This window comes from Thermoplasmata archaeon (assembly GCA_035632695.1).
In the GTDB taxonomy this organism is placed as follows: Archaea; Thermoplasmatota; Thermoplasmata; order RBG-16-68-12; family RBG-16-68-12; genus RBG-16-68-12.
In genome coordinates this window covers 21,678-48,350 of sequence record DASQGG010000181.1, presented here as the reverse complement: position 1 = coordinate 48,350, position 26,673 = coordinate 21,678, and the positions used below count along the sequence as shown (strand labels likewise).

Annotated in this window: 26 protein-coding genes, 1 tRNA gene and 1 pseudogene; 20 read left to right on the top strand and 8 right to left on the bottom strand. The window is 66.5% G+C overall.

Annotation, left to right across the window (positions count from 1 at the left end):
* The 3 genes from VEY12_11610 to ftsZ form a co-directional block, all read left to right on the top strand.
* Positions 1-530 (top strand): DDE-type integrase/transposase/recombinase (locus VEY12_11610; GenBank protein HYM40764.1); only part of this gene is annotated, 530 nt, incomplete at its 5' end.
* 181 nt (positions 531-711) lie between these two features.
* Positions 712-1,029 carry a CopG family transcriptional regulator gene (locus VEY12_11605; protein ID HYM40763.1) on the top strand — a complete coding sequence of 106 codons (318 nt, stop codon included), beginning with the start codon at positions 712-714 and terminating at the stop codon, positions 1,027-1,029.
* Between the two features lie 70 nt (positions 1,030-1,099).
* Complete coding sequence (ftsZ, locus tag VEY12_11600) at positions 1,100-2,185, top strand: cell division protein FtsZ (GenBank protein ID HYM40762.1); 1,086 nt, start codon at positions 1,100-1,102, stop codon at positions 2,183-2,185.
* Between the two features lie 69 nt (positions 2,186-2,254).
* Here ftsZ and VEY12_11595 read toward each other — a convergent pair whose 3' ends face one another.
* Together VEY12_11595 and VEY12_11590 are read right to left on the bottom strand one after the other, a co-directional pair.
* On the bottom strand, positions 2,255-2,968 hold the full coding sequence (locus VEY12_11595) for a PKD domain-containing protein (GenBank protein ID HYM40761.1): 714 nt from the start codon (positions 2,966-2,968) through the stop codon (positions 2,255-2,257).
* Between the two features lie 74 nt (positions 2,969-3,042).
* On the bottom strand, positions 3,043-4,950 hold the full coding sequence (locus VEY12_11590) for a threonine--tRNA ligase (protein ID HYM40760.1): 1,908 nt from the start codon (positions 4,948-4,950) through the stop codon (positions 3,043-3,045).
* Between the two features lie 85 nt (positions 4,951-5,035).
* On the opposite strand from VEY12_11590, the gene folP reads away from it, so the two are divergent.
* The 10 genes from folP (at position 5,036) to pcp (ending at position 12,209) form a co-directional block, all read left to right on the top strand.
* Positions 5,036-5,911 (top strand): dihydropteroate synthase, encoded by an 876-nt coding sequence (folP, locus tag VEY12_11585; protein HYM40759.1) that lies wholly within the window; start codon positions 5,036-5,038, stop codon positions 5,909-5,911.
* Positions 5,912-5,939: 28 nt separating this feature from the next.
* A complete protein-coding gene (locus VEY12_11580) occupies positions 5,940-7,409 on the top strand; it encodes an MFS transporter (GenBank protein ID HYM40758.1) in 1,470 nt (489 codons plus the stop codon).
* 90 nt (positions 7,410-7,499) lie between these two features.
* Positions 7,500-8,564 (top strand): formate--phosphoribosylaminoimidazolecarboxamide ligase, encoded by a 1,065-nt coding sequence (locus VEY12_11575; protein ID HYM40757.1) that lies wholly within the window; start codon positions 7,500-7,502, stop codon positions 8,562-8,564.
* A 98-nt stretch (positions 8,565-8,662) separates the two neighbouring features.
* Positions 8,663-9,538 carry a zinc ribbon domain-containing protein gene (locus tag VEY12_11570; GenBank protein HYM40756.1) on the top strand — a complete coding sequence of 292 codons (876 nt, stop codon included), beginning with the start codon at positions 8,663-8,665 and terminating at the stop codon, positions 9,536-9,538.
* 96 nt (positions 9,539-9,634) lie between these two features.
* Positions 9,635-10,078, top strand: a complete 444-nt coding sequence (locus VEY12_11565) for a hypothetical protein (protein HYM40755.1) — start codon at positions 9,635-9,637, stop codon at positions 10,076-10,078.
* On the top strand, positions 10,045-10,365 hold the full coding sequence (locus tag VEY12_11560) for an Lrp/AsnC ligand binding domain-containing protein (protein HYM40754.1): 321 nt from the start codon (positions 10,045-10,047) through the stop codon (positions 10,363-10,365). The genes VEY12_11565 and VEY12_11560 overlap by 34 nt, the downstream gene beginning before the upstream one ends.
* Positions 10,366-10,395: 30 nt before the next feature.
* Positions 10,396-10,656 (top strand): UPF0147 family protein, encoded by a 261-nt coding sequence (locus VEY12_11555; GenBank protein ID HYM40753.1) that lies wholly within the window; start codon positions 10,396-10,398, stop codon positions 10,654-10,656.
* A 22-nt stretch (positions 10,657-10,678) separates the two neighbouring features.
* Positions 10,679-11,374, top strand: a complete 696-nt coding sequence (locus tag VEY12_11550; protein HYM40752.1) for a hypothetical protein — start codon at positions 10,679-10,681, stop codon at positions 11,372-11,374.
* Between the two features lie 49 nt (positions 11,375-11,423).
* Positions 11,424-11,494: transfer RNA gene (locus tag VEY12_11545), tRNA-Gly, on the top strand.
* A 58-nt stretch (positions 11,495-11,552) separates the two neighbouring features.
* The gene (pcp, locus tag VEY12_11540) at positions 11,553-12,209 is read left to right on the top strand and encodes a pyroglutamyl-peptidase I (GenBank protein HYM40751.1); all 657 of its coding nucleotides are present in this window, start codon (positions 11,553-11,555) and stop codon (positions 12,207-12,209) included.
* Here pcp and VEY12_11535 read toward each other — a convergent pair.
* Both VEY12_11535 and VEY12_11530 read right to left on the bottom strand, forming a co-directional pair.
* Positions 12,166-12,849: pseudogene (locus tag VEY12_11535) on the bottom strand (LON peptidase substrate-binding domain-containing protein). The gene pcp and the pseudogene VEY12_11535 sit on opposite strands and share 44 nt — an antisense overlap.
* A complete protein-coding gene (locus VEY12_11530) occupies positions 12,804-12,962 on the bottom strand; it encodes a hypothetical protein (protein HYM40750.1) in 159 nt (52 codons plus the stop codon). Before VEY12_11530 ends, VEY12_11535 begins: the two are co-directional and overlap by 46 nt.
* A gap of 113 nt (positions 12,963-13,075) precedes the next feature.
* Between VEY12_11530 and VEY12_11525 the strand changes: the two genes are divergently transcribed.
* Entirely contained in the window at positions 13,076-13,708 is a 633-nt protein-coding gene (locus VEY12_11525) for an MBL fold metallo-hydrolase (GenBank protein HYM40749.1), read from the top strand.
* On the opposite strand, the gene VEY12_11520 is transcribed toward VEY12_11525, so the two are convergent.
* On the bottom strand, positions 13,709-15,481 hold the full coding sequence (locus VEY12_11520; protein HYM40748.1) for a cation:proton antiporter: 1,773 nt from the start codon (positions 15,479-15,481) through the stop codon (positions 13,709-13,711).
* Positions 15,482-15,681: 200 nt separating this feature from the next.
* Between VEY12_11520 and VEY12_11515 the strand changes: the two genes are divergently transcribed.
* Positions 15,682-18,507, top strand: a complete 2,826-nt coding sequence (locus tag VEY12_11515) for a calcium-translocating P-type ATPase, SERCA-type (GenBank protein ID HYM40747.1) — start codon at positions 15,682-15,684, stop codon at positions 18,505-18,507.
* On the top strand, positions 18,504-19,541 hold the full coding sequence (gene rtcA / locus VEY12_11510) for an RNA 3'-terminal phosphate cyclase (protein HYM40746.1): 1,038 nt from the start codon (positions 18,504-18,506) through the stop codon (positions 19,539-19,541). Before VEY12_11515 ends, rtcA begins: the two co-directional genes overlap by 4 nt.
* Here rtcA and VEY12_11505 read toward each other — a convergent pair.
* A complete protein-coding gene (locus VEY12_11505; protein ID HYM40745.1) occupies positions 19,538-20,305 on the bottom strand; it encodes a PAC2 family protein in 768 nt (255 codons plus the stop codon). The genes rtcA and VEY12_11505 overlap by 4 nt on opposite strands.
* Before the next feature lie 67 nt (positions 20,306-20,372).
* Entirely contained in the window at positions 20,373-20,792 is a 420-nt protein-coding gene (locus VEY12_11500) for an OsmC family protein (protein HYM40744.1), read from the bottom strand.
* Positions 20,793-20,886: 94 nt separating this feature from the next.
* Between VEY12_11500 and VEY12_11495 the strand changes: the two genes are divergently transcribed.
* Entirely contained in the window at positions 20,887-21,522 is a 636-nt protein-coding gene (locus tag VEY12_11495) for a 2,5-diamino-6-(ribosylamino)-4(3H)-pyrimidinone 5'-phosphate reductase (protein HYM40743.1), read from the top strand.
* Complete coding sequence (locus VEY12_11490; protein ID HYM40742.1) at positions 21,519-21,974, top strand: Mut7-C RNAse domain-containing protein; 456 nt, start codon at positions 21,519-21,521, stop codon at positions 21,972-21,974. The genes VEY12_11495 and VEY12_11490 overlap by 4 nt, the downstream gene beginning before the upstream one ends.
* Before the next feature lie 13 nt (positions 21,975-21,987).
* On the opposite strand, the gene VEY12_11485 is transcribed toward VEY12_11490, so the two are convergent.
* Complete coding sequence (locus tag VEY12_11485; protein ID HYM40741.1) at positions 21,988-22,215, bottom strand: hypothetical protein; 228 nt, start codon at positions 22,213-22,215, stop codon at positions 21,988-21,990.
* A gap of 128 nt (positions 22,216-22,343) precedes the next feature.
* On the opposite strand from VEY12_11485, the gene carA reads away from it, so the two are divergent.
* Both carA and carB read left to right on the top strand, forming a co-directional pair.
* Complete coding sequence (carA, locus tag VEY12_11480; protein ID HYM40740.1) at positions 22,344-23,426, top strand: glutamine-hydrolyzing carbamoyl-phosphate synthase small subunit; 1,083 nt, start codon at positions 22,344-22,346, stop codon at positions 23,424-23,426.
* A gap of 11 nt (positions 23,427-23,437) precedes the next feature.
* A complete protein-coding gene (gene carB / locus VEY12_11475) occupies positions 23,438-26,671 on the top strand; it encodes a carbamoyl-phosphate synthase large subunit (GenBank protein HYM40739.1) in 3,234 nt (1,077 codons plus the stop codon).
* Positions 26,672-26,673: the final 2 nt, after the last annotated feature.

The following is a 26,673-nucleotide window of genomic DNA, read 5'->3' as shown; positions in this document are numbered from 1 at the left end:
GGAAGTGGCTCTGGGACGCCATCGACAAGAAGACGCGGTATGTGGTCGCGACCCACATCTCGACGGGCAGGGACGTTGGGCAGGCCGTCAAGTTCATGCTGGAAACCAAGAGACGCAACGAACGTCCTCACATCATCGTCACGGACGGACTCCAATCGTACAACGGCGCGATCAAGAAGGTCTACTGGAGCAACCGACTGGATCGGCGCGTCGCGCATGACAGGTCGCCGGGACTCAAAGCCGGGAACAAGAATCGGATCGAGCGGTTCCACAGCACGCTGAAGGGGCGCTACAACGGGATGCGCGGTCTGAAGAACCCGGAGACCGGCCATGTCCTCCTGAAAGGATTCATCATCCAGTACAATTACCTCAGGCCGCATGAGGCCCTCGATGATTTGACTCCCGCTGAGGCTTCCGGGATAAAGCTTCCTTTCGAAGATGGCTGGGCCAACCTGATTGATTGGGCGACGATCCACCAAACCCGCCGAAAGTGGCCTCCCGTGGAGACGGACGAAACGTCCGACAATTAGCCACAAAAGTCGGCCTGAGAGACGCCTGAGAAAGCCCCCGTTGGGACATTCATGACACCCACCAAGAAACGCGTCAAGCTTTCCTTAACGGAACCTGCTTTACATACAGTTAAATAGCGTGATTGCCATACGATTGTCAGACAAAACTATAGAGTCTGTCGGACGTAGGCCAGGGACCCTCATGCCCCAGGAATCCGAGCGCGTCACGATCCGCATTCCGCCCGATAAGATTCAAGCCCTCCAATCCCTGGTCAAGAGCGGGACCTACCCCACGATCTCCGATGCCATCCGCGCGGCGATCGACCGCTTCATCGACGTTCAGTTCGCACCCGATTACATTCGCAAGCTCATGATCGAGCTGCCCAAAGGCAACGTGGTGGACCTCCAGCAGCTCGTGAAGTCGGGCGACTCCGTGTCCGTGGAGGACGCGGTCCGCAACGCGGTCCGGGAGTACGTCCGACGGCGCCTCCACAAGGCCATCGAGGGAGCCGACCGCTAGGGGAGATGGCGCACCCGCACGCGGGTGCAACGCATGGCCGGCCGCCACCGGTCCGGGATGGGAACCAGGGATGGGCATCGAGACGGTCCAGCGGACAGGGAACCAGGCGTTCCTCGACTCCTTCGACTTCGGCAAGCCCAAGGTCCTCGTCATCGGATGCGGGGGAGGCGGCGGCAACTCCGTGGCGCGGCTGCACCGCCTCGGGATCCATGGTGCGCGGACCGTAGTCGTGAACACGGACGCGGTCCACCTCGATTCCATCGTGTGCGACCGCAAACTCCTCATCGGTGCCGGCGTGACGCGCGGCATGGGCGCGGGCGGGAAGCCCGAAATCGGGGAGCGCTGCGCGGAGATCGCGGAGCAAGAGCTCCGCAACATCATTGGCGACGCGGATCTCACCTTCGTAACCGTGGGCTTAGGCGGAGGGACAGGGACCGGCGTCGCCCCCTATATTTGCGAACTCGCCCAGGCCGCGGGCAGCGTGGTCATCACGATGGCCACGACGCCCTTCAAGGCGGAACGCGGCCGGATGGCGAACGCGCTCGCCGGCATCCAGCGGCTGAAGCCCGTGTCCGACAGCCTGATCGTCCTGGACAACAACCGCCTCCTCGAGCTCGTGCCGAACCTCCCGGTCGAACAGGCGTTCGCCGTGATGGACCACCTGATCAGCGAGGTGATCAAAGGCGTGACCGAATCGATCACGCTCCCGTCCTTGATCAATCTCGACTTCAACGACGTGCGCACGATCCTCCAGGGCGGCGGGACCTCGACGATCTTCTACGGGGAGAACGCGGAGGAGGATCCCGCGAAGCTCGTGTCCGAGACCCTGGAGAATCCCCTGTTCGACGTGGACTATCGGGGCGCCCGAGGCGCCCTGATCCATATCAGCGCGGGGCCCGGGATGCGCCTTCGCACGGCCCACGAAATCGTGGAAGGTCTCACGGCCCAGATGCGTCCCGACGCCAACGTGATCTTCGGCGTCCGGGTGGACCGCAAGTACGAAGGCATCGTCCGGGTGCTCGCGGTCATGACGGGCGTCCGCTCGGCCATCCTGGAATCCGTGGACCCTGCGGTCGCGTTCGCGGAGGATCCGAGCTTGGCGCTCGTGACCGAGGACCCCCCGATCGCGTCGGCCTCGTTTCCTAGGAAGCACTGATGGCCCGTATGGACGCGATCCGGGGCCGGGCCAGCGTGTGGCTTCGAGGCGGCGTGCCTCTGCGCCGACTCAGCCGGGAGGGGGCGGAGGCGGCGCAAGCGCCTGGGGCCGGACCCCAACGGGCGTGGTGTCTTCCTCGAACGCTTGGGTGAGGTCCCGGGGCTTCAACCGCACGCGGACCGTCTCGGGCTTGGGTTTGATCAGGTTCCAGCCTGCCTTGGTGATCAGGCCCCCGATCAACGCCATGACCAGGAACATCCCTGTGGTCAGGAGCCCGACGCCGATGGGGATCAGGAAGACGCCCAGGTCGAGGTTCACGTTGAGCCCGCCGGCACCGCCGAAGGGGTTCCCGACCGCGTTGCCTGAGGTGGGGACGCGGGGCTGGATGGTCACCTGGGCGAAGGTCCGGCTCTGCTGCGCGTTCCCGTCGACGACCGTGAGGCTGACTTGCCAGGAGCCGTATGAATAGAAGCGATGGGAGGGATTCTGGCGACTACTCGTCGCGTTGTCCCCGAAATTCCATTGCCAGGAGGTCAGCGAGGCCGAGCCGGCCACGCTCTTGTCCGTGAACGTGACGTTCAGGTCGGATCCGGAATAGGTGAAGTCCGCCGTGGGCCCCTTGACCTGGGCGTTCGTCTGGGCCATCTGGTTCCGGAAGAAGTCGCCCGGGTTCTGCGCGACCCCGAGGGCCAGGGAGAACGTGAACAGGAGGATCCCGATGCCGACGGCCAGCACACCGATTCCCAGGAGCAGGTCGACCGTGTCCCGCTTCACGAGGGCCACCGGCTCCCCGAGCCACGAAGGCGGCGCTTAAAGCAGCGGGTGCGATTCTCAACTGTGAGAACGTGGGACGCAGGCTATCCCCGGAACGTGGGCCGGGCGCTGATGAGCCCGTGCTCCGCGAGGGGCCGGAAGGGTCGGCCCGCGATGCGATCGAGCACCAGTCCGCGGAGCTCGGTCGCGGTCATCTCCTTCTGCTCCTTGGTGGCCCGCACGCGGACGTTCAACTTGCCGGACTCGATCTCCTTCTTGCCCACGACGACGATGTACGGGACCCACTCCTTCTCCGCGCGGCGGATCTTCTTGCCCAGGGTGTCGCTCGTGTCGTCGAGGTCCGCCCGCACCCCATCGAACGCGGCCAAGAGCTTCCGCGCGTGTTCGAGCTGGTCCTCGCTGACGGGGATGATTCGGACCTGGGTGGGCGATAGCCACAGGGGAAGCATGGGCGGCTTGCCCGCCTTGATGTCCGCGGCGGCCTTCTCGAGGAGCGCGTAGAGCACGCGCTCGACGGCGCCGCTCGGGGACAAGTGCAGGATGTAGGGGTACCGCTTCCGCCCCGTCTCGTCCACGTACGTGATCCCGAAGCGCTCCGCGTTCTCCGTGTCGATCTGGTCCGTGGTCAGCGCCGCGGCCTTGTCGTTTGCGTCGACGAAGTTCCACTCGTACTTCAGGATGAAGTAGAAGAACTGGTCGGACCACATCTCGACGAGGATAGGCTTGCCCCAGCGCTTTGCGTACGCCTTCACGAACTCCCCGTGCTCCTTCCAGAAGGGCTCCGTGACGCGAAGGCCGACCTCGAAGTCGTCGGGCATGGAGAAGCCCATGTCTTCCATGAGCTTCCACGCGACCTCGAAGCGGACCATCATGTGCTCCTTCGCCTTGGCGACGTCCGCGACCAGGGCGTGGCAGTCGGGCATGGTGAAGGCTCGGAGCCGCCGGAGGCCGGCCAGTTCGCCCCGCTGCTCCGCGCGGAACGAGTAGCGAGTGAGTTCGTAAAGCGGGAGGGGGAGCTGCTTGTACGACAGGACCATGTCCTTCATGATCAGGAACTGGCCGAAGCAGGCGCTGAAGCGGAGGAAGGCTTTCTTGTTCGGCGTCTGGACGACGTACTGTCGGGCGGGGAAGCGGTTCAAGTAGGATTTCAGGGCCGGGTGCTCGAAGTCGTACATGACCGGGCACTCCACCTCCATGGCGCCATACTCGCGGATGCGGCGGGAGACGAACTCCTCGACGAGGGCCTTGATCAGTCGACCCCGCGGGTAGAACCGCAGGTTGCCCGGGTCCGAGCCCGGTTCGTAGTCCACAAGCTCGAGCTCCTGCATGAGACGAACGTGGGGCGGCTCCTCCTTGACCTCGCGGGACTTCGCCATCTCATACTGGGCGAACCGTCGCAACCGGTCGTGGGTCGCGAACTCGAACCCCGCGACCTTGCCGTCTTGGATGGAGAGCGGGTGGAATCCCCCGGTCGGCTCGAGGATGTACCAGCGCGAGACGAGCCTCTGCTCCGCCTTCAGAGCCTCGTTCGCCATCTCCTTGGACTCGGCCGGAGTCGCCGCGGCTTCCGCGACGATCTCGCGGGAGAGTTCGCTGAGCGGGTGCCCCTTGACGCTCACCCGGAAGGACTTGTAGTACCCGAACGGCGAGGCGTGGACCTCGTACCCGCGCTTCGTAAGCTCGGCTTCCAGCGCCGCGAGGACGGCCTGGGCGGGTTCCGGACCCGCCAGGTCCGAGCTGAGATGGGCGTAGGGGTAGAGGGCGATGCGTCTCGTGCGAACCTGGCCCGCGACGTCCTCGATGTTCCTCGCGGCGGCCAGGGCGGCCGCCTTGGTATCCCCCTCGTCCCGCTTCTCCGCGCTGATGAAGCAGACGAGCGCCTCCTCGACCCGGCCGTGCTTCCGCTCTTTGGGGATCTCGCCGATGGACTTCAACGCCTTTCCCGTGACCTCGTACTCGAGGTAGTCCACGTGGAGGAACAGGACGCGCATGGCCTCCCGCCCAAACCTTTGGCGGTATAAAGTTCCTGCGCGGTCCCGGCTCACCCTGAAATACGCCACCGCCGATGGTCCTCGCATGGCGAGACCCGCGAAGATCTGGAAGCACCGCACGGGCGAGCTCGTGCTCGACCGCACGCGGGTCATGGGCGTCCTCAACGTGACCCCGGATTCCTTCTCGGATGGAGGTCTCTACTTCGAACCCGACGCCGCGATCCGCCGAGGCGAGGCCATGATCGAGGAGGGCGCCGACCTCATTGACATCGGGGGCGAGTCGACCCGCCCCCGGTCCGATCCCGTGCCTGCCGCGGAGGAGTGGCGGCGCGTGCGCCCCGTGTTCGAAACGCTGGGCCGAAAGGTCGACGTGCCCCTATCCATCGACACGATGAAACCCGAGGTCGCGGAGAAGGCCATCCACATGGGGGCCTCGATCGTGAACGACGTCTCGGGGCTGCAGGACCCTGCGATGATCCGCCTCCTGGCCACGGCCCGGGTGGGGGCCGTCGCGATGCACATGCGGGGCAACCCGAAGACCATGCAGGAGCATCCCCAGTACGCGGACGTCGTGGGCGAGGTGAAAGCCTTCCTCGCCACGCGCATCTCCAGCCTCGAGGCGGCGGGCCTGCCGTCGGAGGCCATCGCGATCGACCCGGGCGTCGGGTTCGGCAAGTCCCTCGACCACAACCTCGCGCTCCTCCGCGAGCTGGACCAGCTGGCGGGTCTCGGCCATCCGGTCGTGGTCGGCGTCTCCCGCAAGTCGTTCATCGGCAAGCTCGGCGCGGGCGAGCCGGGCGAGCGTCTGCCCGGCAGCCTTGCCGCCGCGGTCCTCGCCGTCTCGCGGGGGGCGAACGTGGTCCGCGCGCACGATGTCCTGGAGACCGTCCGCGCGCTGAGCGTCGCAGACGCGGTGCTCAGGACCTCGGCGGGGCCCGGCCCGGCAAGGGCCAGATATTAATAACCCCGTCTTGTTGGGCCCCACCTTCATGGAGTACAAGTGGAAGGCCCTCTCGGTCACCTCCGTCGGGGCGCTCATGGCGGCCGTGGACAGTACGGTCGTCTTGCTGGCCCTCCTTCCCATCGCGGAGGAGCTCCGTTCCGACTTCGTCTCCATGGTCTGGGTGGTCATCGCCTACATCCTCGTGAACACGTCCTTCGTCCTGAGCCTCGGGCGGATCGGCGACATGTACGGACGCAAGCGGATGTACAACCTCGGGTTCGCCGTCTTCACCGTGGGGTCCGTGCTCTGCGGCATCTCCGCGAACGCGCTCATGTTGGTCGGCTTCCGCGCAGTCCAGGGCTTCGGCGCGGCGCTGCTCACCGCGAACTCCTTCGCGATCCTGACCGAGGCCTTCCCGGCCCGGGAGCGGGGGCGCGCCTTCGGGGTGAATGCGATCGTCTGGGGCGTCGGCTCCATCCTGGGGATCGTGATCGGCGGGTTCGTGATCACGTTCACCTCCTGGCGCCTCATCTTCTGGATTAACCTGCCCGTGGGCATCTTCGGGACGTACTGGGCGTATCGTACCCTGCATGCCTCGGCGCGCGCGGCCAAGAACGAGACATTCGATCTTCCCGCCGCGGTCTTCTTCACCTTGGGCCTCCTCTTCCTCCTGCTTGCGGTTACCTGGGGCCTCCTCTACTCGTGGACCGATCCGTTGGTCTACGCGTTCTTCGTCGCGGCACCCCTGGCCCTGGCCGCCTTCGTGATCTGGGAAGTTAAGTTCAGCAAGGACCCGATCGTCGACTTCTCCATGTTCCGGAATCGGGTGTTCACCCTTTCCATCACGACGGCTTCCATCCAGTCGCTGGCCCTCTTCAGCGTCGACTTCCTCCTCGTCTTCTACCTGGAGGGGTTGAAGGGCCTCGACATCCTCACCGCCTCGTACCTGATCGTTCCCATGGCGGCCATGGTCGCCATCACGGGCCCGTTCGGGGGCATGCTCTCGGACCGCATCGGGGCGCGGATCGTGGCCACGCTGGGCCTCGCCGTGCAGGCCCTCGTCCTCATCTTCTTCAGCTTCTACCTCACGACCACTACGCCCCTCGTGGACATCGGGATCGCCGAGGCGATTTACGGCATCGGCGGAGGACTGTTCTGGCCGGCGAACACGAGCACGATCATGTCCTCGGCGCCCCCGCGGCAGTACGGCGTCGCCTCGGGCGTCATGAACACGTTCCGGAACACGGGCATGGTGCTGAGCTTCGCGCTGTCCCTCGTCGCGGCGACGAGCGTGATCCCGGCGCGCTACGTGTACCAGCTGTTCATTGGCAACCTCTCAGGTGGCCTCCCGACGAACCTGGCGGCGGCTTACCTCACGGGGCAGAGCTTCGCTTTCGAGGTGTCCATCGCGCTCCTCGCGGTTGCCGCGGTCGTTTCCCTCGTCCGCGGGCGGCTGCCATCCCCGACGCCCATGCCCGCCTCACCTGCGGCAGCGAACGGCGGAGAGAAGCTGTGAGGGTCCCGTTCCTTCGCGTTCGACCCGAGGACAGCGCGGACGGACGCGACCGCGGGAAACCTTTAATCCCGCGAAGACATTGGCTCGATAATGGTAGCACGGAAGACGTTCGCGTCCCTGGCCGATGACTACCGGGACATCGTCATCGCGACCGTCTGCTCCCACTCCTCGCTGCAGATCTTTCACGGCGCGCGCCAGGAGGGATTCAAGACCCTCGGCATCGCGATCGGAAAACAGCCGCGGTTCTATGACGCCTTCCCGCTCGCGAAGCCCGACGAATTCTTGATCGTGGATTCCTACCGGGAGATCGCAGACCACGCGGGCGACCTCGTCGCCCAACAGGTGGTGACCGTGCCGCACGGCTCCTTCGTGGAGTACATGGGGGCCGACACGTTCGCGCGACTCCCCGTCCCCTCGTTCGGCAATCGGAACGTCCTCTCCTGGGAGTCGGACCGGGAGAAGCAACGGGAGTGGCTGACCTCCGCGGGCGTGACCATGCCCAAGAAGATCGCCCGGCCCGAGGACATCGACAGCCCCGTGTTCGTGAAGTACTACGGGGCCAAGGGCGGCCGCGGGTCGTTCATCGCGAAGAACCACGACGAGTTCGTGGCCGCGATCAAGCCCGGGATGAAGTACGCGATCCAGGAGTACGTCGTGGGCACTCGGTACTACCTGCAGTTCTTCTACTCGCCGATCGCGGACGGCGGGTACCGGCTCTCCAAGGGATCCTTGGAGATGCTCGGCATCGACCGGCGGGATGAGGCGAACATCGACGAGATGTACAAGCTGGGAGCCCAAGAACGCCTCCGGGAACTGGAGATCTACCCCACCTTCGTGGTCACGGGGAACATGCCCGTCGTGTTGCGGGAGTCGCTGCTCCCCAAGGCGTTCGAGATGGGCGAGCGGACTGTGGAGAAGTCCCTGGAGCTCTTCGGCGGGATGATCGGACCGTTCTGCCTCGAGACGATCGTCACGGATCGGCTCGAGTTCAAGGTTTTCGAAATCTCCTCCCGCATCGTCGCGGGCACGAACATCTTCATCTCCGGCTCCCCGTACTCCGACCTGGTCGAGCCGGGGATGTCCACGGGCCGACGGATTGCCCGAGAGATCCGAATCGCCCAGAAACGCGGATCGCTCAGCGAGATCCTGAGTTGAACCCCAGCCGACCCCGCCGTCCCTCTCACGCCTGATTTCGGGCGCAGATTATCGGAGGAAAATGCTTTTATGGCGTTGCCCGGCTGGCGAAGTCGCCCATGGACGACACGACCACCGCCATCATCGTCATCCTCCTGATCGTGATGATCGTCGTCACGTGGTTCGAGCTCCGGGTCATGCGACGCCGCTCGAAATCCCGCAGGGAACACATCGCGTCCCGGCCCGAGGAACTCCAGGACGAGGCCCATAATGCGCTCATCACGACCCGAGCGATCGCCGCAAGCTTGGCGGACCGCGGCGGGATCCGAAGCGAGGATGTGGATTCCCTGCTTCGCGAGGCCCAGATGGCGTACAACCGACGCAACTACAGGGTGGCCCTGGACCTGACCAAGAACGTGAAGGACCGCCTCGTGTCGCTCCGCGCTCAGCAGTCGACCCAGGGGGACCTCGCGCGGCTGAATGCCGCACCCGCGGCCTCCGAGTCCGAGGAGCCCACGACGAAGGAGCGCCTCCAGAAGGAATATCCGCCCAACCTCGCCCAGTCGAAGTTCGCGATCTCGCTCGCCGAAGCCTCCATCGAGACCGGGGCGGCCGCGGGTCGCGACGTTGTCCAGGCGCGTGCGCTGCTCGTCACCGCGAGGGCGCGATACGACCTCGAGGACTACTCGGGCGCGCTGAGCGTGGCGCGCCAGGCGGAAAAGAGCGCGAAGGGCGAGACGGTTTCCGCATCCAGCCTTTCCTCCACCGCGCCCCGTCCATCCGCGCCCTCGCTCGCCTCTCCGAGCCCGCCGAAGCCCGCCGCCTCGGCCGGGCGCGCGTGCCCGAGTTGCGCCGCGCCCTTGAAACCCGATGATGCCTTCTGCCGGAAGTGTGGGACGCGTTCCGTCCTGACGAACTGCCCGTCCTGCGGGGCTCCCCTTCTCGGCGACGATGCGTTCTGCCGGAAATGCGGGACACGGATTCCGCACTCATGAGGCCGGATTCTCGCCCGCAGCGCGACTCCGCACGAAGTCTTGAATTCGTCGTGAGTGGGTTTCGCGGGCGCCCCTTCCTGTTCTACGCTGACCGCCATGCCCCTCCAGCTCGTGGAGGAGTTGCCCATGCCGGAACGGAACAAACCGGAGCCGCCCGCCCTGCGCACGATCCCGACCTTCGTCCTCGGCCTGGCAGGGTTCGTGGTCGCAGCGGCCTACATTGCCATCGGGATCGTCACTGGCGCCGCCGAGGCCATCACGACGTCGGGCGGGTTCACGTACACGATGGGGTTCTTCCTCGTCCTGCTCGGTCTGCTCATGTTCGGCACGGGACTCGCCATCGCCTTTGCGGCGATCTACGGGAAAGCCCAGGGAATGGTGGGACGCGTTCTCCCGCGAAATTGTTCCGGAGAACCCAGGGACTCGTCGTGCGGCGAAGCAGGACGTATTCGGCGCAACGCCCAGCAGATAAACCTTAATACCCGGCCCCCTCCATCCCTTCTCCAATGGCGGCGGGTAACGACATGGAACAGGCCCTGACGGCCCTCTACGGCGAGGATCAGGTCGCCGCGGTCATTACCCTGAAGGTGGACACCAAGGAGGCGGACCGGATCGCCACGGAGATCGCGAAGTTCGAGGTGATCCAGGACGTGTTCCTGGTCACCGGTGACACGGACATCGTCGCGAAGGCCCGGTTCAAGAACTACAAGGGCCTGAAGGACTTCGTCCTCGCGAACCTCGCACCGATTCCGGGGATTAAGGACACGAAGACCCTCATGGTGGTGACCACCTACAAGGAAGCCGGGAAGACGAGGTCGCAAAGTTGAGGGCAAGGGTCAGGGCCTGGAGGTGGTGGCATGGACAGCGAAACGAAGCTCAAACAAGTGATGGACGTCCTCGACTCGATCTCCGAGGACACCTCCGTCCCGCGGAACATTCGCCGCGGGGCTGCCGACGCGAAGGCCCGACTCTCGAAGAAAGGTGAAGCCCTCGACCTCAGGGTCACGAGCGCCATCATGATCATGGATGACCTCGCGAACGACCCGAACATCCCCCTGCACGGTCGGACGTTGATCTGGAACGTGATCTCCCAGCTGGAGACCGTGACGAAACCTTAACCGCCACTCCCTATACGGGTCCGTGGACTCCACCCAGACCCTCCTCCTGCTCGTCGTGGTCCCGGTGGTGGCGTGGGTTGCCTCGCTCCTCGTCCTCCACGGGGCCTACCAAGAGATCCAGCGAGACTGGTTGGCCGGGGGTCGGACTCCGCCGTTTTCCCGGATCGTCGTAGCGAGTGTCTACGGCGCCGTGCCCGTTCTCTTCGGCCTGTCCCTCTGGTTCCTGTCGCTCCCCTTTGTGGACACCCTGAACAGCATGACCTCCTCCGCCGCGGCGGATGCCGAGCAGTTGCTTCAGTGGGTATCGGTGACGACCGCGGTCGCAGCGTGTTGCACGGTCGCCGGACAGACCATCGTGGTGCGTGGACGCCTTTCGAGCTACCTAGGATCCGACTTCGGCCGCGTCCTGCCTATTTCCGTGATTCCGTTCACGGACATGGTCTTCGTCCTGGTTCTCGCGGTGTTCGCATTCCGGTATGTCCATGGAGTCGCCCAGGGCGGCATTCCGGCCGGGGCGGCAGCCGTCGGCTCAGCCGTTTCCGCGTTTCAGGCGTACGCAGTGGCCAGCGTGGCCATCCCTGTGTCCGCCGCGGTCTCCAATAGAGGGCGGGACCTCAGTGCCCGCGGGTTCGTGCGCGCATTGATGATTGCTGATCTCGGGGAGCTCCCGGTCATTCTCGGGCTCGTGCTGGGTTTCCTTGCCATCGGCGGACTGTAGCCTGTCCGAGCGAACGGAAAAATACCAGCGCGGATGTGGGGTGCGGCGCGCGAGGCTAGTCTAACGGTAGGACAGAAGCTTCCCAAGCTTCTAACGCGGGTTCAACTCCCGCGCCTCGCATCGGTCCGTTGAGCGGGGAACCGCCAACCTCATGTCGCGGAATCCCAATCGCAGCGGCGTGGCCCGCACGATCCTGTTGACGGGTTACAACCCCTACACCAACGCGCCCGAGTTCAACCCGACGGGCGTCTTGGCCCGCGAGCTGGACGGCCGCCGAATCGGCGGTGCGCGGATCGTGGGCGCGCAGATCCCTGTGGCTGTCGAGGCCGCCGGACGCGCCCTGCGGCGGCTCATCGACCGGGCGAACCCGGATGCGGCCCTCGCGATGGGCGTGGCCCCCGGACGTCCCGTGCTGAGTGTGGAACGCGTGGCGCTGAACCTGCTCGACTTCACCGTGCCGGACAACCGCGGCCGCCGGTACCGCGACCGCCCCATCCGCGCGGGCGGTCCCGCCGCCTACCTCTCCACGCTCCCTGTTCGTCGGATCCTCGCCGCACTCCGCACGGAAGGCGTTCCCGCCGAACTGTCGAACACGGCGGGGACCTACCTGTGCAACTTCGCGATGTTCACCCTGCTCGACGCCTTCGCCGCCGAAGGGAAGAAAGGGCCCGCAGGGTTCATCCACGTGCCCCAGGTCCCCGAGGCGAGCCTCGATAAGCCCGGGCAGCCCTCCATGGACTTCGCGACGATTCGCCGCGGAATCCTCGTCGCCTTGCGCGAGATCGAGAAAGCTACGCCGCGCCGGCGGCGGCCCCAATCCGGCTCAGCGCCATGAGGGCTTCGGCGATTCGACGCAGGCGTGCGGCGGTGTCTCGAACCTCGAGCAGTTCTTGCTTCGCCTCCTCGCTAACGGGGAGCGCGGACGCGGTCCTGTAGGACAGGGAGCGCGGGTCGAGTCCATTCGGGGCCGCGTCGGGGGTCGCTCGGCCAACAAGGTCGAACGGTGCTAAGGTGCTCTGGAACAGGATTGCGACGCTGTCCGCGAGCCCTTCGTCCATGACGCCCTCGGGTTCGTCGAGGAAGTGCACGTCCGCGCGGAGGACGGGTCGCGTGCGGTCGAGATTCAGGATTTCGAAACGCCGCCGGCCCTCCGCGACGATGTCGTAGCGGCCGTCCGGGTAGCGCTGGCAGGCGATGATCCCCGCCTAGGTTCCGACGCGGTGCGGAGTCGCCGGCCCGCCGACCTCTTCCCCATCGAGGATGAGGCACACCCCGAACGGTTCCTCGTGCTCCAGGCATCGGCCCACCATCTCCCGGTACCGCGGCTCGAACACGTGCAGGGACGTGGTCGCTCCCGGGAACAGGACGGCCCGCAGTGGGAACAGAGGGATGCGCACGCGAGTGCGAACCCGCGCGCGGAGATAAGGCTTCACTGGGGCCGGATGTCCACGCCCACGGACCAGGCGGTCGCGCATCCCGGGCACGCCACGGTCCGCTTCAGGGAATCGCCCTCGTCCGCGAGCTTGAACGTGAAGAACAGCGGGTTGTTGCACCGCGGGCAGTTGAAGTTGATGCCACCGACGGTCATGGGGTCTTCTCGATGCCCGGGGCCGCCTTAAGCTTGCGCCCCGAGGCCGTCGAGCCCGCTGGGCCTTCCCGACTGCAGCAACTTTATGGCACGCTCTCGCCTGCCGAGGCCGCATGCACGTCGAGACCCTGGTCGTGCCACCCCTCGACAACAACGTGTACCTGGTCGTCGACGAGGCGAGCCACCAGGCGGCCGTGATCGACGTCGGCTTGGGCGCACGGGAGATCCTGGCCAAGGCCCAGGAACTCGGCGTCAAGATCCTCTACGTGCTGAACACCCACGGGCATCCCGACCACACGGCCGACGACGCACCCTTGAAGGCGGCGACGGGCGCCAAGCTGGCCATCTTCGAGGTGGACGCCTACCGCCTCGCGCGGAACGCGAACGAAGCGAAGTGGTTTCTTCCCGCTCCGCCCCCAGTGGTCACCCCGGACGTACTCCTCAAGGAGGGGAGCACGGTCACCCTGGGCGGAGTCACGCTCGAGACGCTCCACACGCCCGGCCACACGGAGGGGAGCTGTTGCTTCTACGACGAGGGGGACGGCGTCCTGTTCTCCGGGGACACCCTGTTCGCGGGCTCGTGCGGCCGCACGGACACGCTTGGCGGGAGCCCGGCCAAGATGAAGGCGAGTCTCCGACGTCTCGCCCAACTCCCCCCGGAGACGAAGGTCCTCCCGGGTCACGGCCCCGCCACGACGATCGGCGCGGAGACGTGGATCGCGGACCTGGCGTACCCGGTCATCTGATCAGCGGCGGCCGAAGCCGTTCGTTGAGGGGCGTCCCCGTCGCGTCGTGGGCACGCCGCGAAGGATGCGGAGGGGTCGGCGGCGCCGTCCCATCCCGAGGCCCAGGCGGCGGTACACGACCTTCATGCTGAAGACGACCGCCAGGAAGTACGTGTACAGGATGGCGAGGGTCGCTGGCCAGTAGTACTGCCAGAGGATGGCGACCAGCGCGATCGTGACGAGTGTGCCGACGACGATGCGCAGGACGAACGACTCGATCGTGGACCGGCTGAACGGGCCACCGTTGACGCCATAGTTCGTATGGCGCACGGGCTCCTGGAAGGTCCGGCGCGCCGCGCCGTACACCGCGTAGATTACGAGAGGCGCCATCACGGCGAGCACCGCATGCGCGAGATCGTGGGTGATCGTGAGGTCGATGATCCATGCGGAGTAGAGGATGAGCGTGGCCTGGAGCAGCTTCCGCTTGCGGTAGATCGGCAGCATGCTGGGCATGACCACGGTCCGGAGGGTGCGCTTGACCAGCTCGGCGCCGAACGTGATCGACTTGGGCAGGTGCCTCGAGAAGAACCGCGCGAGTCGGTCCGACCGGACCATGAGCAAAGGCGCCAGGGAACTCATCACGATGCAGAGGATCCCCGTGAACGGCGTGAGGTAGGTCCCGGCGTAGTTGTTCGAGAGGTTCGGGTTGTTGCTAATGGCCCGCGTGCCCACCGTCGCGTACAGAACCGCTTCCTCGTTCCGGGCGACGAAGCTCGTGCCGATGGCGGTCGCGGCCCGGGCCGAGAAGCCGATCATGTAGGCCAGGGACGCGGTCAGGAACAGGTCGCTCATGAGGATCAGAGGGACCGCGATCAGGAGCATGGGGAGGACCGCGGGGAGCGAACTCGGGTCGATGAGCATCCCGAAGCTCAGGAAGAACATGGCCACGAACGCGTCCCGGAGGGACTCCATCTTCGTCTTCAGGCGTTGTGCGAGCTTCGTGTCCGCGAAGACCATGCCGATGAAGAACGCACCGATGATGGCGGGGACGCGGAAGGCTTGGGCGAGAGCCGCGGACAGGAAGACGACGGCCAAGGCGAACAGGATGAACAGCTCGTCGCTCTTGATCCGCTCGAACGTCTTCACCGTGTGCGGGATGACGACCGCCGCGAGGAACGTGAAGAACCCGAGGAAGATCCCAATCCCGGCGAAGAGCGCCAACGGGTTGAGGGGCGCCCCGTCCGAAGAGATGACCACGCCGTTGACCAGGGTCAGGATGATCATCGCGAGGAAGGACTCGAGGATCACCATCCCCAGGATGAACTCCGTCTCCGCGTTCCCCAGGCGCTTCAGATCGATGAGCGCCTTGGCCGCGATGGCGGAGCTGGACATGCTGATGACCCCCGCCATGAAGATCGTGTCGATGAGGGGCCACCCGAGCCAGGTCCCGATGACGAAGCCTGCGAACATGTCCACGGCGAGGTTCGTGACGGCTAGGATGGCGGCGGCCTCCTTCGTTCGACGGAGCTTCGCGATGCTGAACTCCAGGCCGACGAAGAACAGAAGGAGCACCAAGCCCAGCTGGGAGATGGACTGGACGAACTCCGTGTCCAGGAGCAGACCGTTGTAGGCGACGCCGAAGAGGTTCAGATGGATGTTCGGACCGATGAGCATCCCCGCGACGATGTAGCCGATCACCACCGAGATGCGGGCGCGGCTCGCGACCGCAGCGCCGAGGAACCCCACCGCGGCGATGACGCCGACCTCGAACATTATGGAGTTCGCGTCGACCACTCACCCACCCTCCCGAGTGGGGGAGAGCGCAGTGCGTGCCGACTCGCTCGTCTCGCGAGGAATCGCCGATCCCATCCCGCGCGTCGCATCGAGGCTCATCCTACAAAAGGATACTGTCAACGCAGAAGGCTGCCGCAGCGGCTGCGCACGGCGGTACGAGCCCCGGTTCATTCATTATGGTCCGTCCCATCCGCGACTCCATGGCCGAACCCTGGCACTCCCTGGATGTCGAGGCATCCTTCGCGCGCCTGGCATCGTCCCCGGCGGGTTTGTCCAAGGGCGAGGCCGCGGAACGCCTTACCAAGGAGGGGCCTAACGAGCTCGCGCAGACGAGCCGCGTCAGCCCGCTCCGGATCTTCCTCGAGCAGTTCACCGACGTCCTCGTGGTCATCCTGATCGTCGCCGCGGCGATCTCGGGGTACCTGGGCATCTCCCGCCGTGACTCCACCGAAGTGTGGGACGCCGTGCTAATCGCGGTCATCGTCGTCCTGAACGCGGGCCTGGGGTTCGTCCAGGAGTACCGGGCCGAGAAATCCCTCCAGGCACTCAAGGCCCTGGCGGCGCCGAAGGCCCATGCGGTCCGGCAGGGTGAGGTGATTGCTCTCCCCTCGCGCGATCTCGTTCCCGGCGATGTCGTGCTCCTGGCCACAGGTGACCAGGTTCCCGCGGACCTCCGGCTCGTCGAGGTCGCGAGCCTCCGGATCGACGAGGCCTCCCTGACGGGAGAGTCGACGCCCGTGACCAAGGCCGTCGCTCCCCTGCCCGTGGATGCGTTCCTCGGCGACCGCAGGAACCTGGCGTTCGTGGGGACCACCGTGGAGGGCGGGCGTGGTCGGGGCCTCGTCGTCGGCACGGGAATGCGGACGGAGCTCGGGAAGATCGCGGGTCTCGTCCAACAAGAGACGAAGGAGGAGACGCCTCTCCAGCGCCAGCTCGACCGGCTCGGTCGCCAGATCGGTCTCGCAATCCTCGGGATTGCGGCGGTCGTCTTCGTCCTCATGTTCCTGCGGGAAGCGGACCCTCTCGGCAATATCGAACTCCTCTTCCTCACCGCGGTCGGCTTGGCCGTGGCGGCGATCCCCGAGGGCTTGCCCGCGGTCGTCACGATCAGCCTGGCCTTGGGTCTCCAGCGGATGATCCGACGGCACGCCCTCGTCCGCAAACTCCCCGCCGTGGAGGCGTTAGGTGCCGCGACGGTCATTTGCGCCGACAAGACCGGCACCCTGACCAAGGGCGAGATGAACGTGCGCGCGGTCTTCGCCGGCGGACGCGCGTACGAGGTCCGCGGCGAGGGATTCGATCCCGCGGGTGAGATTGTCGTCAACGGCCAGCCTGTGCTCGTGGGACAGCAATCCGACCTGCGCGAGGCGCTCGTCTGTGGGGTGCTCTGCAACGATGCGATGATCCGGAAGGAGGCCGACCGCTGGATGTGCGACGGCGACCCGACCGAGGGAGCGCTCGTCGTCGCGGCGATGCGCGCGGGTCTCGACGCCGACGTCCTCCGGTCCGAGCAGCCCCGGGTCGCGGAGCTCGCGTTCTCCTCGGAGCGTAAGAGGATGTCCACCCTTCACGCACCTCTGTCCGCCCAGGCGCTCCACGAGATCCTCGCGGTCTCCGAGGATCGGCGGCACCTCTCCCTCGCGGAGATCGGCGCGAAGATGCTCTACGTGAAGGGCGCGCCCGAGCGCATCCTCGCGGCGTGCAGCCACCATTTAGTCGGAGGGGAACGGAAACCCCTCACGGACTACGACCGCAAGCAGTACGCCTTCGAGAACCAGGAGATGGCGACGCGCGCGCTTCGGGTGCTCGGCCTCGCGAGCCGTTCGTTCCCGGGGGAAGTCCCGCCCCTCCGGGAGGGGGGCCTGGAGTCGGACCTCACGTTCCTCGGCCTTGTGGGCATGATGGACGCGCCGCGGCAAGACGCCATAGCCGCGGTCGGCCGATGCAAGCAGGCCGGCATCGACGTCGTCATGATCACGGGGGACCACAAGCTCACGGCCATGGCGGTCGCGCGAGAGATGGGGATTCTGGCCGCCGGCGACCGTGCCCTGACGGGAGAGGAACTCGACAAGGTGTCCGAGGACGACCTTGTCCGGGACGTCGAACGTGTCAAGGTGTACGCGCGGGTGAGTCCCGAGCACAAGATGCGGATCGTGGACGCCTGGAAGCGGAAAGGCCATGTGGTGGCGATGACCGGGGACGGAGTCAACGATGCCCCGGCCTTGAAGCGGGCCGACTTGGGCGTGGCGATGGGCATCACGGGAACCGACGTGGCCAAGGAGAGCGCGGACATGGTCCTGACCGACGACAACTTCGCCTCGATCGTGGCCGCGGTCGAGGAGGGCCGCGGGATCTACGAGAACATCCGCAAGTTCGTCGCGTACCTGCTGTCGGCCAATGCGGGGGAGGTCCTCATCATGCTCCTCGCGACCCTGCTCGTCCTGGACCCGGCATTCCTCCCCTTCTTCACGCCCGTCCAGCTCCTGTGGATCAACCTGGTCACGGACGGGATGCCCGCGCTCGCCCTCGGTCTCGATCCCTATCCGCCGGATATCATGACCCGCCGTCCCCGCAATCCGAGGGAGGGCGTCCTGTCCAAGGACATCGCCTTCCTGATCCTCATCGTGGCCGCCATCCTGACCGTGGGCACGCTGGGGATCTTTGCCTGGGAGCGACTCGACGGATCCGAGCCCGTCCGCACGCAGACGGTCGCCTTCACGACGATCGTCTTCTTCGAGCTGTTCCTGGTCTTCGCGCTCCGGTCCCCCCGGCAGACGTTGTGGCGGGTTGGACCGTTCACGAACAAGAAGCTCATCTACGCCGTCCTCCTGTCCATGGCGTTGCAGGTCATGGTCATCTACGTCCCGGTCTTCCAGGTCGCGTTCCACACGGAGCCCCTCACCGCCCTGGACTGGGCTCGGACGATCCTGGTCTCCCTGTCCGCGTTCCTCGTCGTCGAGGCCCTCAAACTCGTACGGCAGCGTCGGGCGAAGGCCTCGAGCCCCACGGAGGCGGCCCCCGCATGATCGAGATCGACGGCTCCCACGGCGAGGGCGGAGGGCAGCTCCTCCGGATGGCCGTGGCCCTTTCCGCGCTCACCTGCACCCCGGTGACCGTGAACCGGATCCGGGCCGGGCGGCCGAACCCCGGACTTGCGGCCCAGCACGTGACCGCACTCCGGGCGGTCGCCGAGCTCGCGTCCGCGGAGGTCCGCGGGCTCGAGGTCGGGTCCGCGGAGATGACCTTTACTCCGGGCGACCTCGTGGGCGGCGACCACGCGTTCGACGTCGGCACCGCCGGGAGCGTGACCTTGGTCCTCCAGGCCTGCCTGCCCGTGGCCTTCGCCGCGAATGACTCGACCCACCTGCGGATCATCGGCGGCACGGACGTCAAGTGGTCTCCGCCCCTGGACTCCTTCGCCCGGGTGTTCCTGCCCTGGGTGCGCCGCATGGGCGGCCAGGCCGACCTCCTCTCCCATCGCCGGGGCTACTATCCCCGCGGTGGCGGCGAGGTGGAGGTCGCCGTGCAGCCCACGGCTGGGTGGTCCCCCTTGGTCCTTTCCGACGCCGGCGCCGTGGAGCGGGTCCGCGGGATTGCCCACGTTGCGAACCTCCCGGAGGACATCCCCAAGCGGATGAAGAACGCCGCGCTGCGGCGCCTCCATGGGATCCCGGATTCCAAAGTCGAGGAGCGGGTCTACCCCGGCGAGGACGCCGTCGGCCAAGGGGGTGCGATCGTCCTGTGGGCGGAGCAGGAGCACACCCTGGTCGGCGCCGACTGTCTCGCCGAGCGCGGCAAGTCCGCGGAACGGGTCGGGGAAGAGGCGGCGGAGAACCTAGAGGCGGAGATCGTCTCCGGGGCGACCGTCGACGTGCACGCCGCGGACCAGATCGTCGTGTACCTCGCGCTCGCGGACCGTCCGTCCTCGTTCCTCGTGCGGGAGGTCACCAACCATCTCCGGACCATGGCGTGGCTTGTCCCTCAGTTCCTGAAGCGGACGATCGAGTTCCAGACGATTGGCGAGCTGACCCGCGTCAAGGTCGCCGTGCCGGGCGCCTAGCCGTACATGCTCGGCCGGGCGGGTTCCGTTCCGGGCTTCTTGGCCGCATCGGCCTGGTGGTGGATGGACTTGAGCTGCATCTCGATCCGCTCTGCCTCCTCGTAGAGCGGCTTCGCGTCGAGTTCCGTGTGCAGGAGCAGGGCGTCGATGACCTCGATGGCGCGGGCGGCTGCGCGGGCGTCCGGGTAGTCGGGATGGGCCTCGCTGAGGAGCGTGATCACGTCGAAGTCGCGCTTGCGGCCTTCGTTCAGGAGGACGCCCGCGACGCCCGTGATGACGCCTTCCTCGAACACGGTGACCTTGTGCTTCCGGAGCATGTCCATGGCCTTGTCCGTGGACCCGATGCCGTACACCTCGACCTGCCGGTCCTCCGTGTCGTCCTCCTTGGAGTCCACGATGAGACCCTCCGGGCACACGAGGAGGTTGCACCGCGCGTCCTGAGCCCAGTCGAGGACCGTGGACGCGATCGCCTTGATCAGGTTCGGCGGCGGCTGGAACTCGCTGATGAACACGACGACCTGGTCGGAGCCCTCCCGCTTGGGTCCCGCGTAGATCCGGACAGGATTCATGGGCTGGCCGTCGCGGACCAGGGCGACGGTCGGGAAGTAGCTCGAGTCCATGATGCCGATCTGCGTCAGGTTCAGCGCATTGATTAGGTAGTTCGCCACGATGGAGCTGACGAGGCCCACGGATGGGAAGCCATCGATTACGGTGGCCCCCCGAAGGTCCATTCTCTTCAGCTCGTAGATCTGGATGCCTTCCATAGGCGGCGGCCCATCGGGCGCGGGTTACTTAAAGATACGCGATTCGTGTCTCAGGTCTGAGAACAAATCATTTCGGAGGCAGGATTTCCCACGTGTTCTCCCATGCGACGCCGCCGCGCCGCAGCATGATTCCGACCGAGCAGTACTTCTCCGTGGAGAGCTCGATGGCCCGCTTGACCGCGGTCTCCTTGATGCCCTCGCCGTACACGCGATAGTGGAGATGGATCCTCGTGAAGACCTTCGGATCTTCCTTGGCGCGATCCGCATCTCCCGCGATTTCGAGGCTCGTGAACGGGACTCGTTGCTTGTTCAGGATCCAGACGATGTCCGAGGCCGTGCAGCCCATGACCGCGAGGAGCGCGGCCTGCATGGGCGAGGGTCCCGCGATGGGCTCTTCCTTCTGCTCCGCATCGAGCACGATGGCGGGCTTGCCTTCGACCTGCACCCGGAACTTCATCCCTTCAATTTGGGTGAGCTGCGCCTTCATGAAACGCCTCTCGATTCCGAGGAGGCCGCGCTACTAGAACGTTCCGTGCATACGGACCACAAGGTTGTTATTCGCCGCGCCCGTTGGCGCCGCCGTGCGGCCCCACGTCGTCATCAACGCTGCGATGAGCGTGGACGGAAAGATCGCGTTCGCGGACGCCCGCCCCGCCAAACTGAGCAACGCGGAGGACACCGCGCGCGTGCACCGTCTTCGGGCCGAGGTGGACGCGGTGCTCGTGGGCGTCGGCACGGTCCTCAAGGACGACCCCAAGCTCACCGTGAAGCCGGAGCACGCCCAGGGGCGCAACCCCTTGCGGATTGTCCTGGATTCGGATGGCAAGACGCCCGACCACGCCCACGTCCTCGACGGGAGTGCGGAGACGCTCATCGCCACGACCGCGAGTTGCACACGGGAGTTCCGCCAGGCGAAGGTCTTCCGGGCGGGGAAGGACGAGGTGGACCTCGTCGCGTTCCTCGACCATCTCTCCCAGCGCGGCGTGAAGCGACTCCTCGTGGAGGGAGGCAGCACGGTGATCTGGTCCTTCCTCCGACAGCGGCTCGCCGACGAACTCAAGGTGTTCGTCGCCAGCGCGGTGCTCGGAGGCCATGCCGCCCCGACGCTCACGGGCGGGCCCGGCGTGTCCTCCATCAATGAGGCGTTCCGCCTCAAGCTGGAAAGGGCGGAGCGCCTGGGGGACGGTCTCCTCCTGGAGTACTCGGTGGTCCCGTGAGGCTCCTCTGCGACCACATGCTCGGCACGCTGGCGAAGTGGCTGCGGTTCATGGGATACGACACCGCGTACCCGGGCCCGCTGAACGACACGGAGCTCCTCGTCCTTGCGGAGCGTGAGGACCGCATTCTCCTGACCCGGGACAAGGAGCTCGCCTCCCGCTCGCCGGACGCCATCCGCGTTCGGAGCGACGACCTCGAGGAGCAAATCCGTGAGGTGGCCACTCGCCTTGGCCTAGGCCTGGTCGATCCCCTTTCCCGTTGCTCCCTGTGCAACACCGTCCTTGTCGAGGCCCGAGCGGACGAGGTCGGCGACCGGGTGCCGGATGGCGTCCGCGCGCGGCACGACAAGTTCTGGCGCTGCCCCTCCTGCGGCAAGGTCTACTGGCAGGGCAGCCACTGGGATCGCATGGTCGAGAGGTTGAACCGTCTGCCCCTGCGGCATGAGCGCTGAGGCGCCTGCGTGGCTAGTCGGCGCGACGGTACATCCAGAGGCCTGCGGCGAAGAGCACGGCCCCGAAGCCCGCGAATGCGAGGCCGGAGACCGGGCCTATCAGAAATGCAGCCACAGCCGCGAACGCGAGCGCGAGGATTCCTGCAACCATGCCCGCGCCTCCGTACAGTTGCGGATTCGCGTAGTCCGCTTGCAATGAGAACGGACTCTTCACGGAGTCGGGGATCTTGGCATCCCTCATCGTGCAACCAGAATCGTGCCGAAGCATGAATCCGCGGTATGTGCCGTTCGGCGGGCGCCCCCGGTCCTCGTCAGGCGGGACGCAAAACCATAATTAGGGCGTTCGAAAATGGGGTTAGGGTCCAGCGAATGGAAGGCTCCCTGATCCTGGAAGACGGGACCGTCGTCCGGGGAGCGTCTTTTGGTGCCCGCACGGAGGTCTTCGGGGAGCTCGTCTTCAACACGAACATGACGGGCTACACGGAGGCCTTGACGGACCCCTCCTACCGCGGGCAAATCCTCCTGATGACCTATCCGCTCATCGGCAACTACGGCGTCGACCCCGCGTGGATGGAGTCCGACGCGATCCAGGTCACAGGCTTCGTGGTCAGGGAGGCGTGCGCGGCGCCCAGCCACGCGCGGAGCCAGCAGACCGTGGACGCGTTCCTCCGGGATTTCCGGATTCCCGGCCTCCAGGGCGCGGACACGCGCGCCCTGACGATCCGCATCCGCAGCCACGGGACCATGAAGGCCGCCCTGGTCCCCGAGGGCGGTGACTTGGAGGCCGCGGCGAAGGAGGTGCGCCGCATGCCCTATCCGGACCGCCGGAACCTGGTCGCGGAGGTGAGCTGCCGCGAGCCCATCCGCTATCCTGGCGCGGGGAAGCGCACGATCGTCGTCGTGGACTGCGGTGTGAAGCGGAACATCCTCCGCGAAGCCCAGCGCTACGCTGACGTGGTGCGGGTTCCCTGGAACGCGACCTCGGACGACGTCCTCGCGCAGAAGCCGGACGGGGTCATCCTCTCAAACGGTCCGGGCGACCCCTCCCATCCCGATCTCCGTTCGACCACGGTGCGCGCAGCGCGCGAACTCGCCGGACAGGTTCCCCTCCTGGGCATCTGCCTCGGCCACCAGATCCTCGCCCTCGCCTTCGGCGGGAAGACGTTCAAGCTCAAGTTCGGGCACCGCGGCGGGAACCAGCCCGTAAAGGACCTGCGGACGGGTCGGGTGCACATCACGTCGCAGAACCACGGCTTCGCGGTCGACGCGGACTCGCTGGACGCCTCCGAGTTTGCGGTGACGCACCGCAACCTGAACGACAACACGGTCGAGGGTCTCGTCCACCGGTCCCTGCCCATGTTCTCCGTCCAGTACCACCCGGAGGCCCGACCCGGGCCTTGGGACAACGAGCACATCTTCCGCGACTTCGTCGCGACCCTGCGGGAGTCGTAGCATGCCGGGAGGTGACCGCCGTTCCGAGGCGCCGTGATCTGAAGACCGTCATGGTCATCGGGTCCGGACCCATCGTGATCGGACAGGCCGCGGAGTTCGATTACTCGGGATCCCAGGCCTGCCGCTCCCTGCGGGCCGAGGGATTGCGCGTCGTCCTCGTGAACAGCAATCCCGCGACGATTCAGACGGACCCGGACATGGCGGACGCCGTCTACGTCGAGCCCCTGACCGTCGAATTCCTGGAGAAGATCATCGCCGCGGAACGGCCTCAAGGGATCCTGAGCGGCATGGGCGGGCAGACGGGGCTCAACCTCTCCAGCGAGCTCGCGGACCGGGGCGTCCTCGCGAAGTACGGCGTGGAACTCCTCGGCACACGGCTCGAAGCGATCCAGGCGGGCGAGGACCGCGAGAAGTTCGCGTCCCTCATGCGGTCCATCGGCGAACCCATTCCGCGGAGCCGGGCCGTCTCCGATGCGGAGGCGGCGCGGTCCTTCGCGGACGAGTTCGGCTTCCCCGTAATCGTGCGTGCGGCCTACACGCTCGGCGGGAGCGGGAGCGGCGTGGCCCATGATCCCGCCGAACTCGAGCACATCGTCTCCCTGGGCGTGGCGTACTCGCGGATCAAGCAGGTCCTCGTCGAGGAGAGCGTCCTGGGCTGGAAGGAGTTCGAGTACGAGGTCATGCGGGACGCCGCGGACAACTGCATCACGATCTGCAACATGGAGAACCTGGACCCGATGGGCGTCCACACTGGCGAGTCCATCGTGGTGGCCCCGGCCCAGACCCTGAGCGACGAGGACCACCAGACCCTGCGGTCCGCGGCCCTGCGGATCATTCGCGCACTGGGCATCGAGGGCGGCTGCAACATCCAGTTCGCGGTCCATCCGAAAACGGGCGAGTACCGCGTGATCGAGGTCAACCCCCGCGTCTCGCGATCCTCCGCGCTCGCCTCGAAGGCCACGGGTTACCCGATCGCGCGCATCGCGGCGAAGATCGCGGTGGGCATGACCCTCGACGAGATCCCGAATCCGGTCACGGGCAGGACCCTCGCCTCCTTCGAGCCCACCCTGGACTACGTGGTCACGAAGATTCCTCGGTGGCCCTTCGACAAGTTCCGGACCGTCGATCGCCGCCTCGGGACCTCGATGAAGAGCACGGGGGAGGTCATGGCGATCGGGCGCACGTTCGAGGAATCCCTCCTCAAGGCGGTGCGGTCCCTGGAGGTGGGTCGCATCGGGCTCGAGGCGGACTCCCGGACCGACCCCGAGCTCCGAGAAGACCTCGAGCATCCGACGGACCGCCGGCTCTTCGCGATCGCGGAAGCCTTGCGCCGGGGGTGGGGCGTCGAGAAGGTGGCCGAACTCACGGCGTGGGATCCCTTCTTCCTCCGCAAGGTCCGGGGCATCGTCGACTTCGAGACGCGCCTGAAGGCGGCATCGCCGTCGAAGACGCTCCTCGCGAGCGCCAAGCGGCTCGGATTCTCGGATGCGGACTTGGCGCGGATCCTCGGCTGGCGGGAGGATAGGGTGCGCCGATCCCGCCCGCGGGTCGCGTACAAGATGGTCGACACATGCGGAGGCGAGTTCGAGGCCGAGACTCCTTACTTCTACTCCACCTTCGAGCCCTCCTCGGAGGCGCGGCGGGGGGGCCGCCGGAAGGTTCTGATCGTCGGCGCGGGCCCGATCCGCATCGGCCAGGGCGTCGAGTTCGACTACTGCTGCGTCCAGGGGATCTTCGCGTTGCGGGAGGCCGGCCGGACCGCGATCATCGCGAACAACAACCCCGAGACCGTGTCCACGGACTTCGACATCTCGGACCGCCTTTACTTCGAGCCGCTCCTCTTGGAGGACGTCCTCAATCTGATTGACGTCGAGCGACCCGACGGCGTGATCGTCCAGTTCGGCGGTCAGACCTCAATCAATCTGGCGGTCCCCCTCCAACGGGAGCTCACCCGACGCCGGTCGAAGACGAGGATCCTTGGGACCCCCGCGGATTTCATCGACCTCGCGGAGGATCGGCGTCGGTTCGCCGCGCTCATGACCCGATTGCGAATCCCCCAGCCTCCCGGGGCCTCGGGCTACAGCTTCGAGGAGATCCGCGAGGCTGCGGCCCGCGTCGGCTATCCCGTCCTCGTCCGCCCCTCCTACGTGCTCGGCGGGCGGGGCATGGAGATCGTACATGGCGAAGACGAGCTCCGGGACTTCATGGAGGCGGCGACCCGCGTTTCGAAGGACCACCCCGTCCTCGTGGACAAGTACCTCTCCCACGCGACGGAGATCGACGTGGACGTCGTCGCGGATGGCCGGGACCTGTTCATCGGCGGAATCCAGGAGCACATCGAGGAGGCCGGGATCCACTCGGGCGACGCGGCGTGCGTCCTGCCGAGCCAGACCCTCTCGGACGAAGTCCTCAAGCAGATTCGGACGACCACGCGCAAGATCTGCAGGGCCTTGCACATCGTGGGTCTCGCGAACCTCCAGCTCGCGGTCAAGGACGGCACCGTCTACGTGCTCGAGGCGAACCCGCGTGCCAGCCGCACGGTCCCCTACGTCTCCAAGGCGATCGGCGTGAGCCTCGCCAAGGTGGCCACCCAGGTCATGCTCGGCACATCCTTGAAGCGTCTCGGCCTCGGGAAGGAACCCCGCATCGACCACGTCGCGGTCAAGGCGCCCGTCTTCCCCTTCCAGCGCCTGCCCGGCGTGGACGCGGTCCTGGGGCCTGAGATGAAGAGCACCGGGGAGGTCATGGGGATCGATCGCACCCTGGGCCGCGCGTACGCGAAGGCGATGATTGCGGCGGGCAACGTCCTGCCGAGTGCGGGGGGCGTCTACCTCACGGTCCGGGACGAGGACAAGCCCGCGTTCCTGCCCGTGGCGGCGCGGCTCGCGAAGCAGGGGCTGATCCTGTACGCGACGCGCGGCACGGCGCAGTTCCTCCGGGAGCACGGGGTCGAGGTCACGACGGTCTACCGGATCAGCGAGAACCAATCCCCGGACGCCCTCGGGCTCATGCGCCGCGGGCAGATCCAGCTCGTGATCAACACGCCGACGAACTCGAGTGGCGCACGGCGGGACGGCTACATGATGCGTCGGCTGGCCGTGGACCTCAACATCCCGTTCATCCCGACCGTGCAGGCGGCGATCGCCGCCGCGCAGGCCATCGAGGAACTGCGTCGCGGTGACCTCGGCGTCCGTTCGCTCCAGTCCTACAGATCCGGCGTGATTCCGGGGCAGGCAAAGCTTTAGCG

Excerpts from the sequence above, each read along its gene's own strand:
- VEY12_11560 (HYM40754.1), top strand. The coding sequence starts at position 10,045 with ATGGCGGCGGGTAACGACATGGAACAGGCCCTGACGGCCCTCTACGGC.
- VEY12_11570 (HYM40756.1), top strand. The coding sequence starts at position 8,663 with ATGGACGACACGACCACCGCCATCATCGTCATCCTCCTGATCGTGATG.
- VEY12_11575 (HYM40757.1), top strand. The coding sequence starts at position 7,500 with ATGGTAGCACGGAAGACGTTCGCGTCCCTGGCCGATGACTACCGGGAC.
- VEY12_11530 (HYM40750.1), bottom strand. The coding sequence starts at position 12,962 with ATGACCGTCGGTGGCATCAACTTCAACTGCCCGCGGTGCAACAACCCG.
- VEY12_11500 (HYM40744.1), bottom strand. The coding sequence starts at position 20,792 with ATGAAGGCGCAGCTCACCCAAATTGAAGGGATGAAGTTCCGGGTGCAG.
- folP (HYM40759.1), top strand. The coding sequence starts at position 5,036 with ATGGCGAGACCCGCGAAGATCTGGAAGCACCGCACGGGCGAGCTCGTG.
- VEY12_11515 (HYM40747.1), top strand. The coding sequence starts at position 15,682 with ATGGCCGAACCCTGGCACTCCCTGGATGTCGAGGCATCCTTCGCGCGC.
- VEY12_11555 (HYM40753.1), top strand. The coding sequence starts at position 10,396 with ATGGACAGCGAAACGAAGCTCAAACAAGTGATGGACGTCCTCGACTCG.
- VEY12_11525 (HYM40749.1), top strand. The coding sequence starts at position 13,076 with ATGCACGTCGAGACCCTGGTCGTGCCACCCCTCGACAACAACGTGTAC.
- VEY12_11485 (HYM40741.1), bottom strand. The coding sequence starts at position 22,215 with ATGAGGGATGCCAAGATCCCCGACTCCGTGAAGAGTCCGTTCTCATTG.
- VEY12_11505 (HYM40745.1), bottom strand. The coding sequence starts at position 20,305 with ATGGAAGGCATCCAGATCTACGAGCTGAAGAGAATGGACCTTCGGGGG.
- VEY12_11565 (HYM40755.1), top strand. The coding sequence starts at position 9,635 with ATGCCCCTCCAGCTCGTGGAGGAGTTGCCCATGCCGGAACGGAACAAA.
- rtcA (HYM40746.1), top strand. The coding sequence starts at position 18,504 with ATGATCGAGATCGACGGCTCCCACGGCGAGGGCGGAGGGCAGCTCCTC.
- carA (HYM40740.1), top strand. The coding sequence starts at position 22,344 with ATGGAAGGCTCCCTGATCCTGGAAGACGGGACCGTCGTCCGGGGAGCG.
- VEY12_11605 (HYM40763.1), top strand. The coding sequence starts at position 712 with ATGCCCCAGGAATCCGAGCGCGTCACGATCCGCATTCCGCCCGATAAG.
- ftsZ (HYM40762.1), top strand. The coding sequence starts at position 1,100 with ATGGGCATCGAGACGGTCCAGCGGACAGGGAACCAGGCGTTCCTCGAC.
- VEY12_11580 (HYM40758.1), top strand. The coding sequence starts at position 5,940 with ATGGAGTACAAGTGGAAGGCCCTCTCGGTCACCTCCGTCGGGGCGCTC.
- VEY12_11590 (HYM40760.1), bottom strand. The coding sequence starts at position 4,950 with ATGCGCGTCCTGTTCCTCCACGTGGACTACCTCGAGTACGAGGTCACG.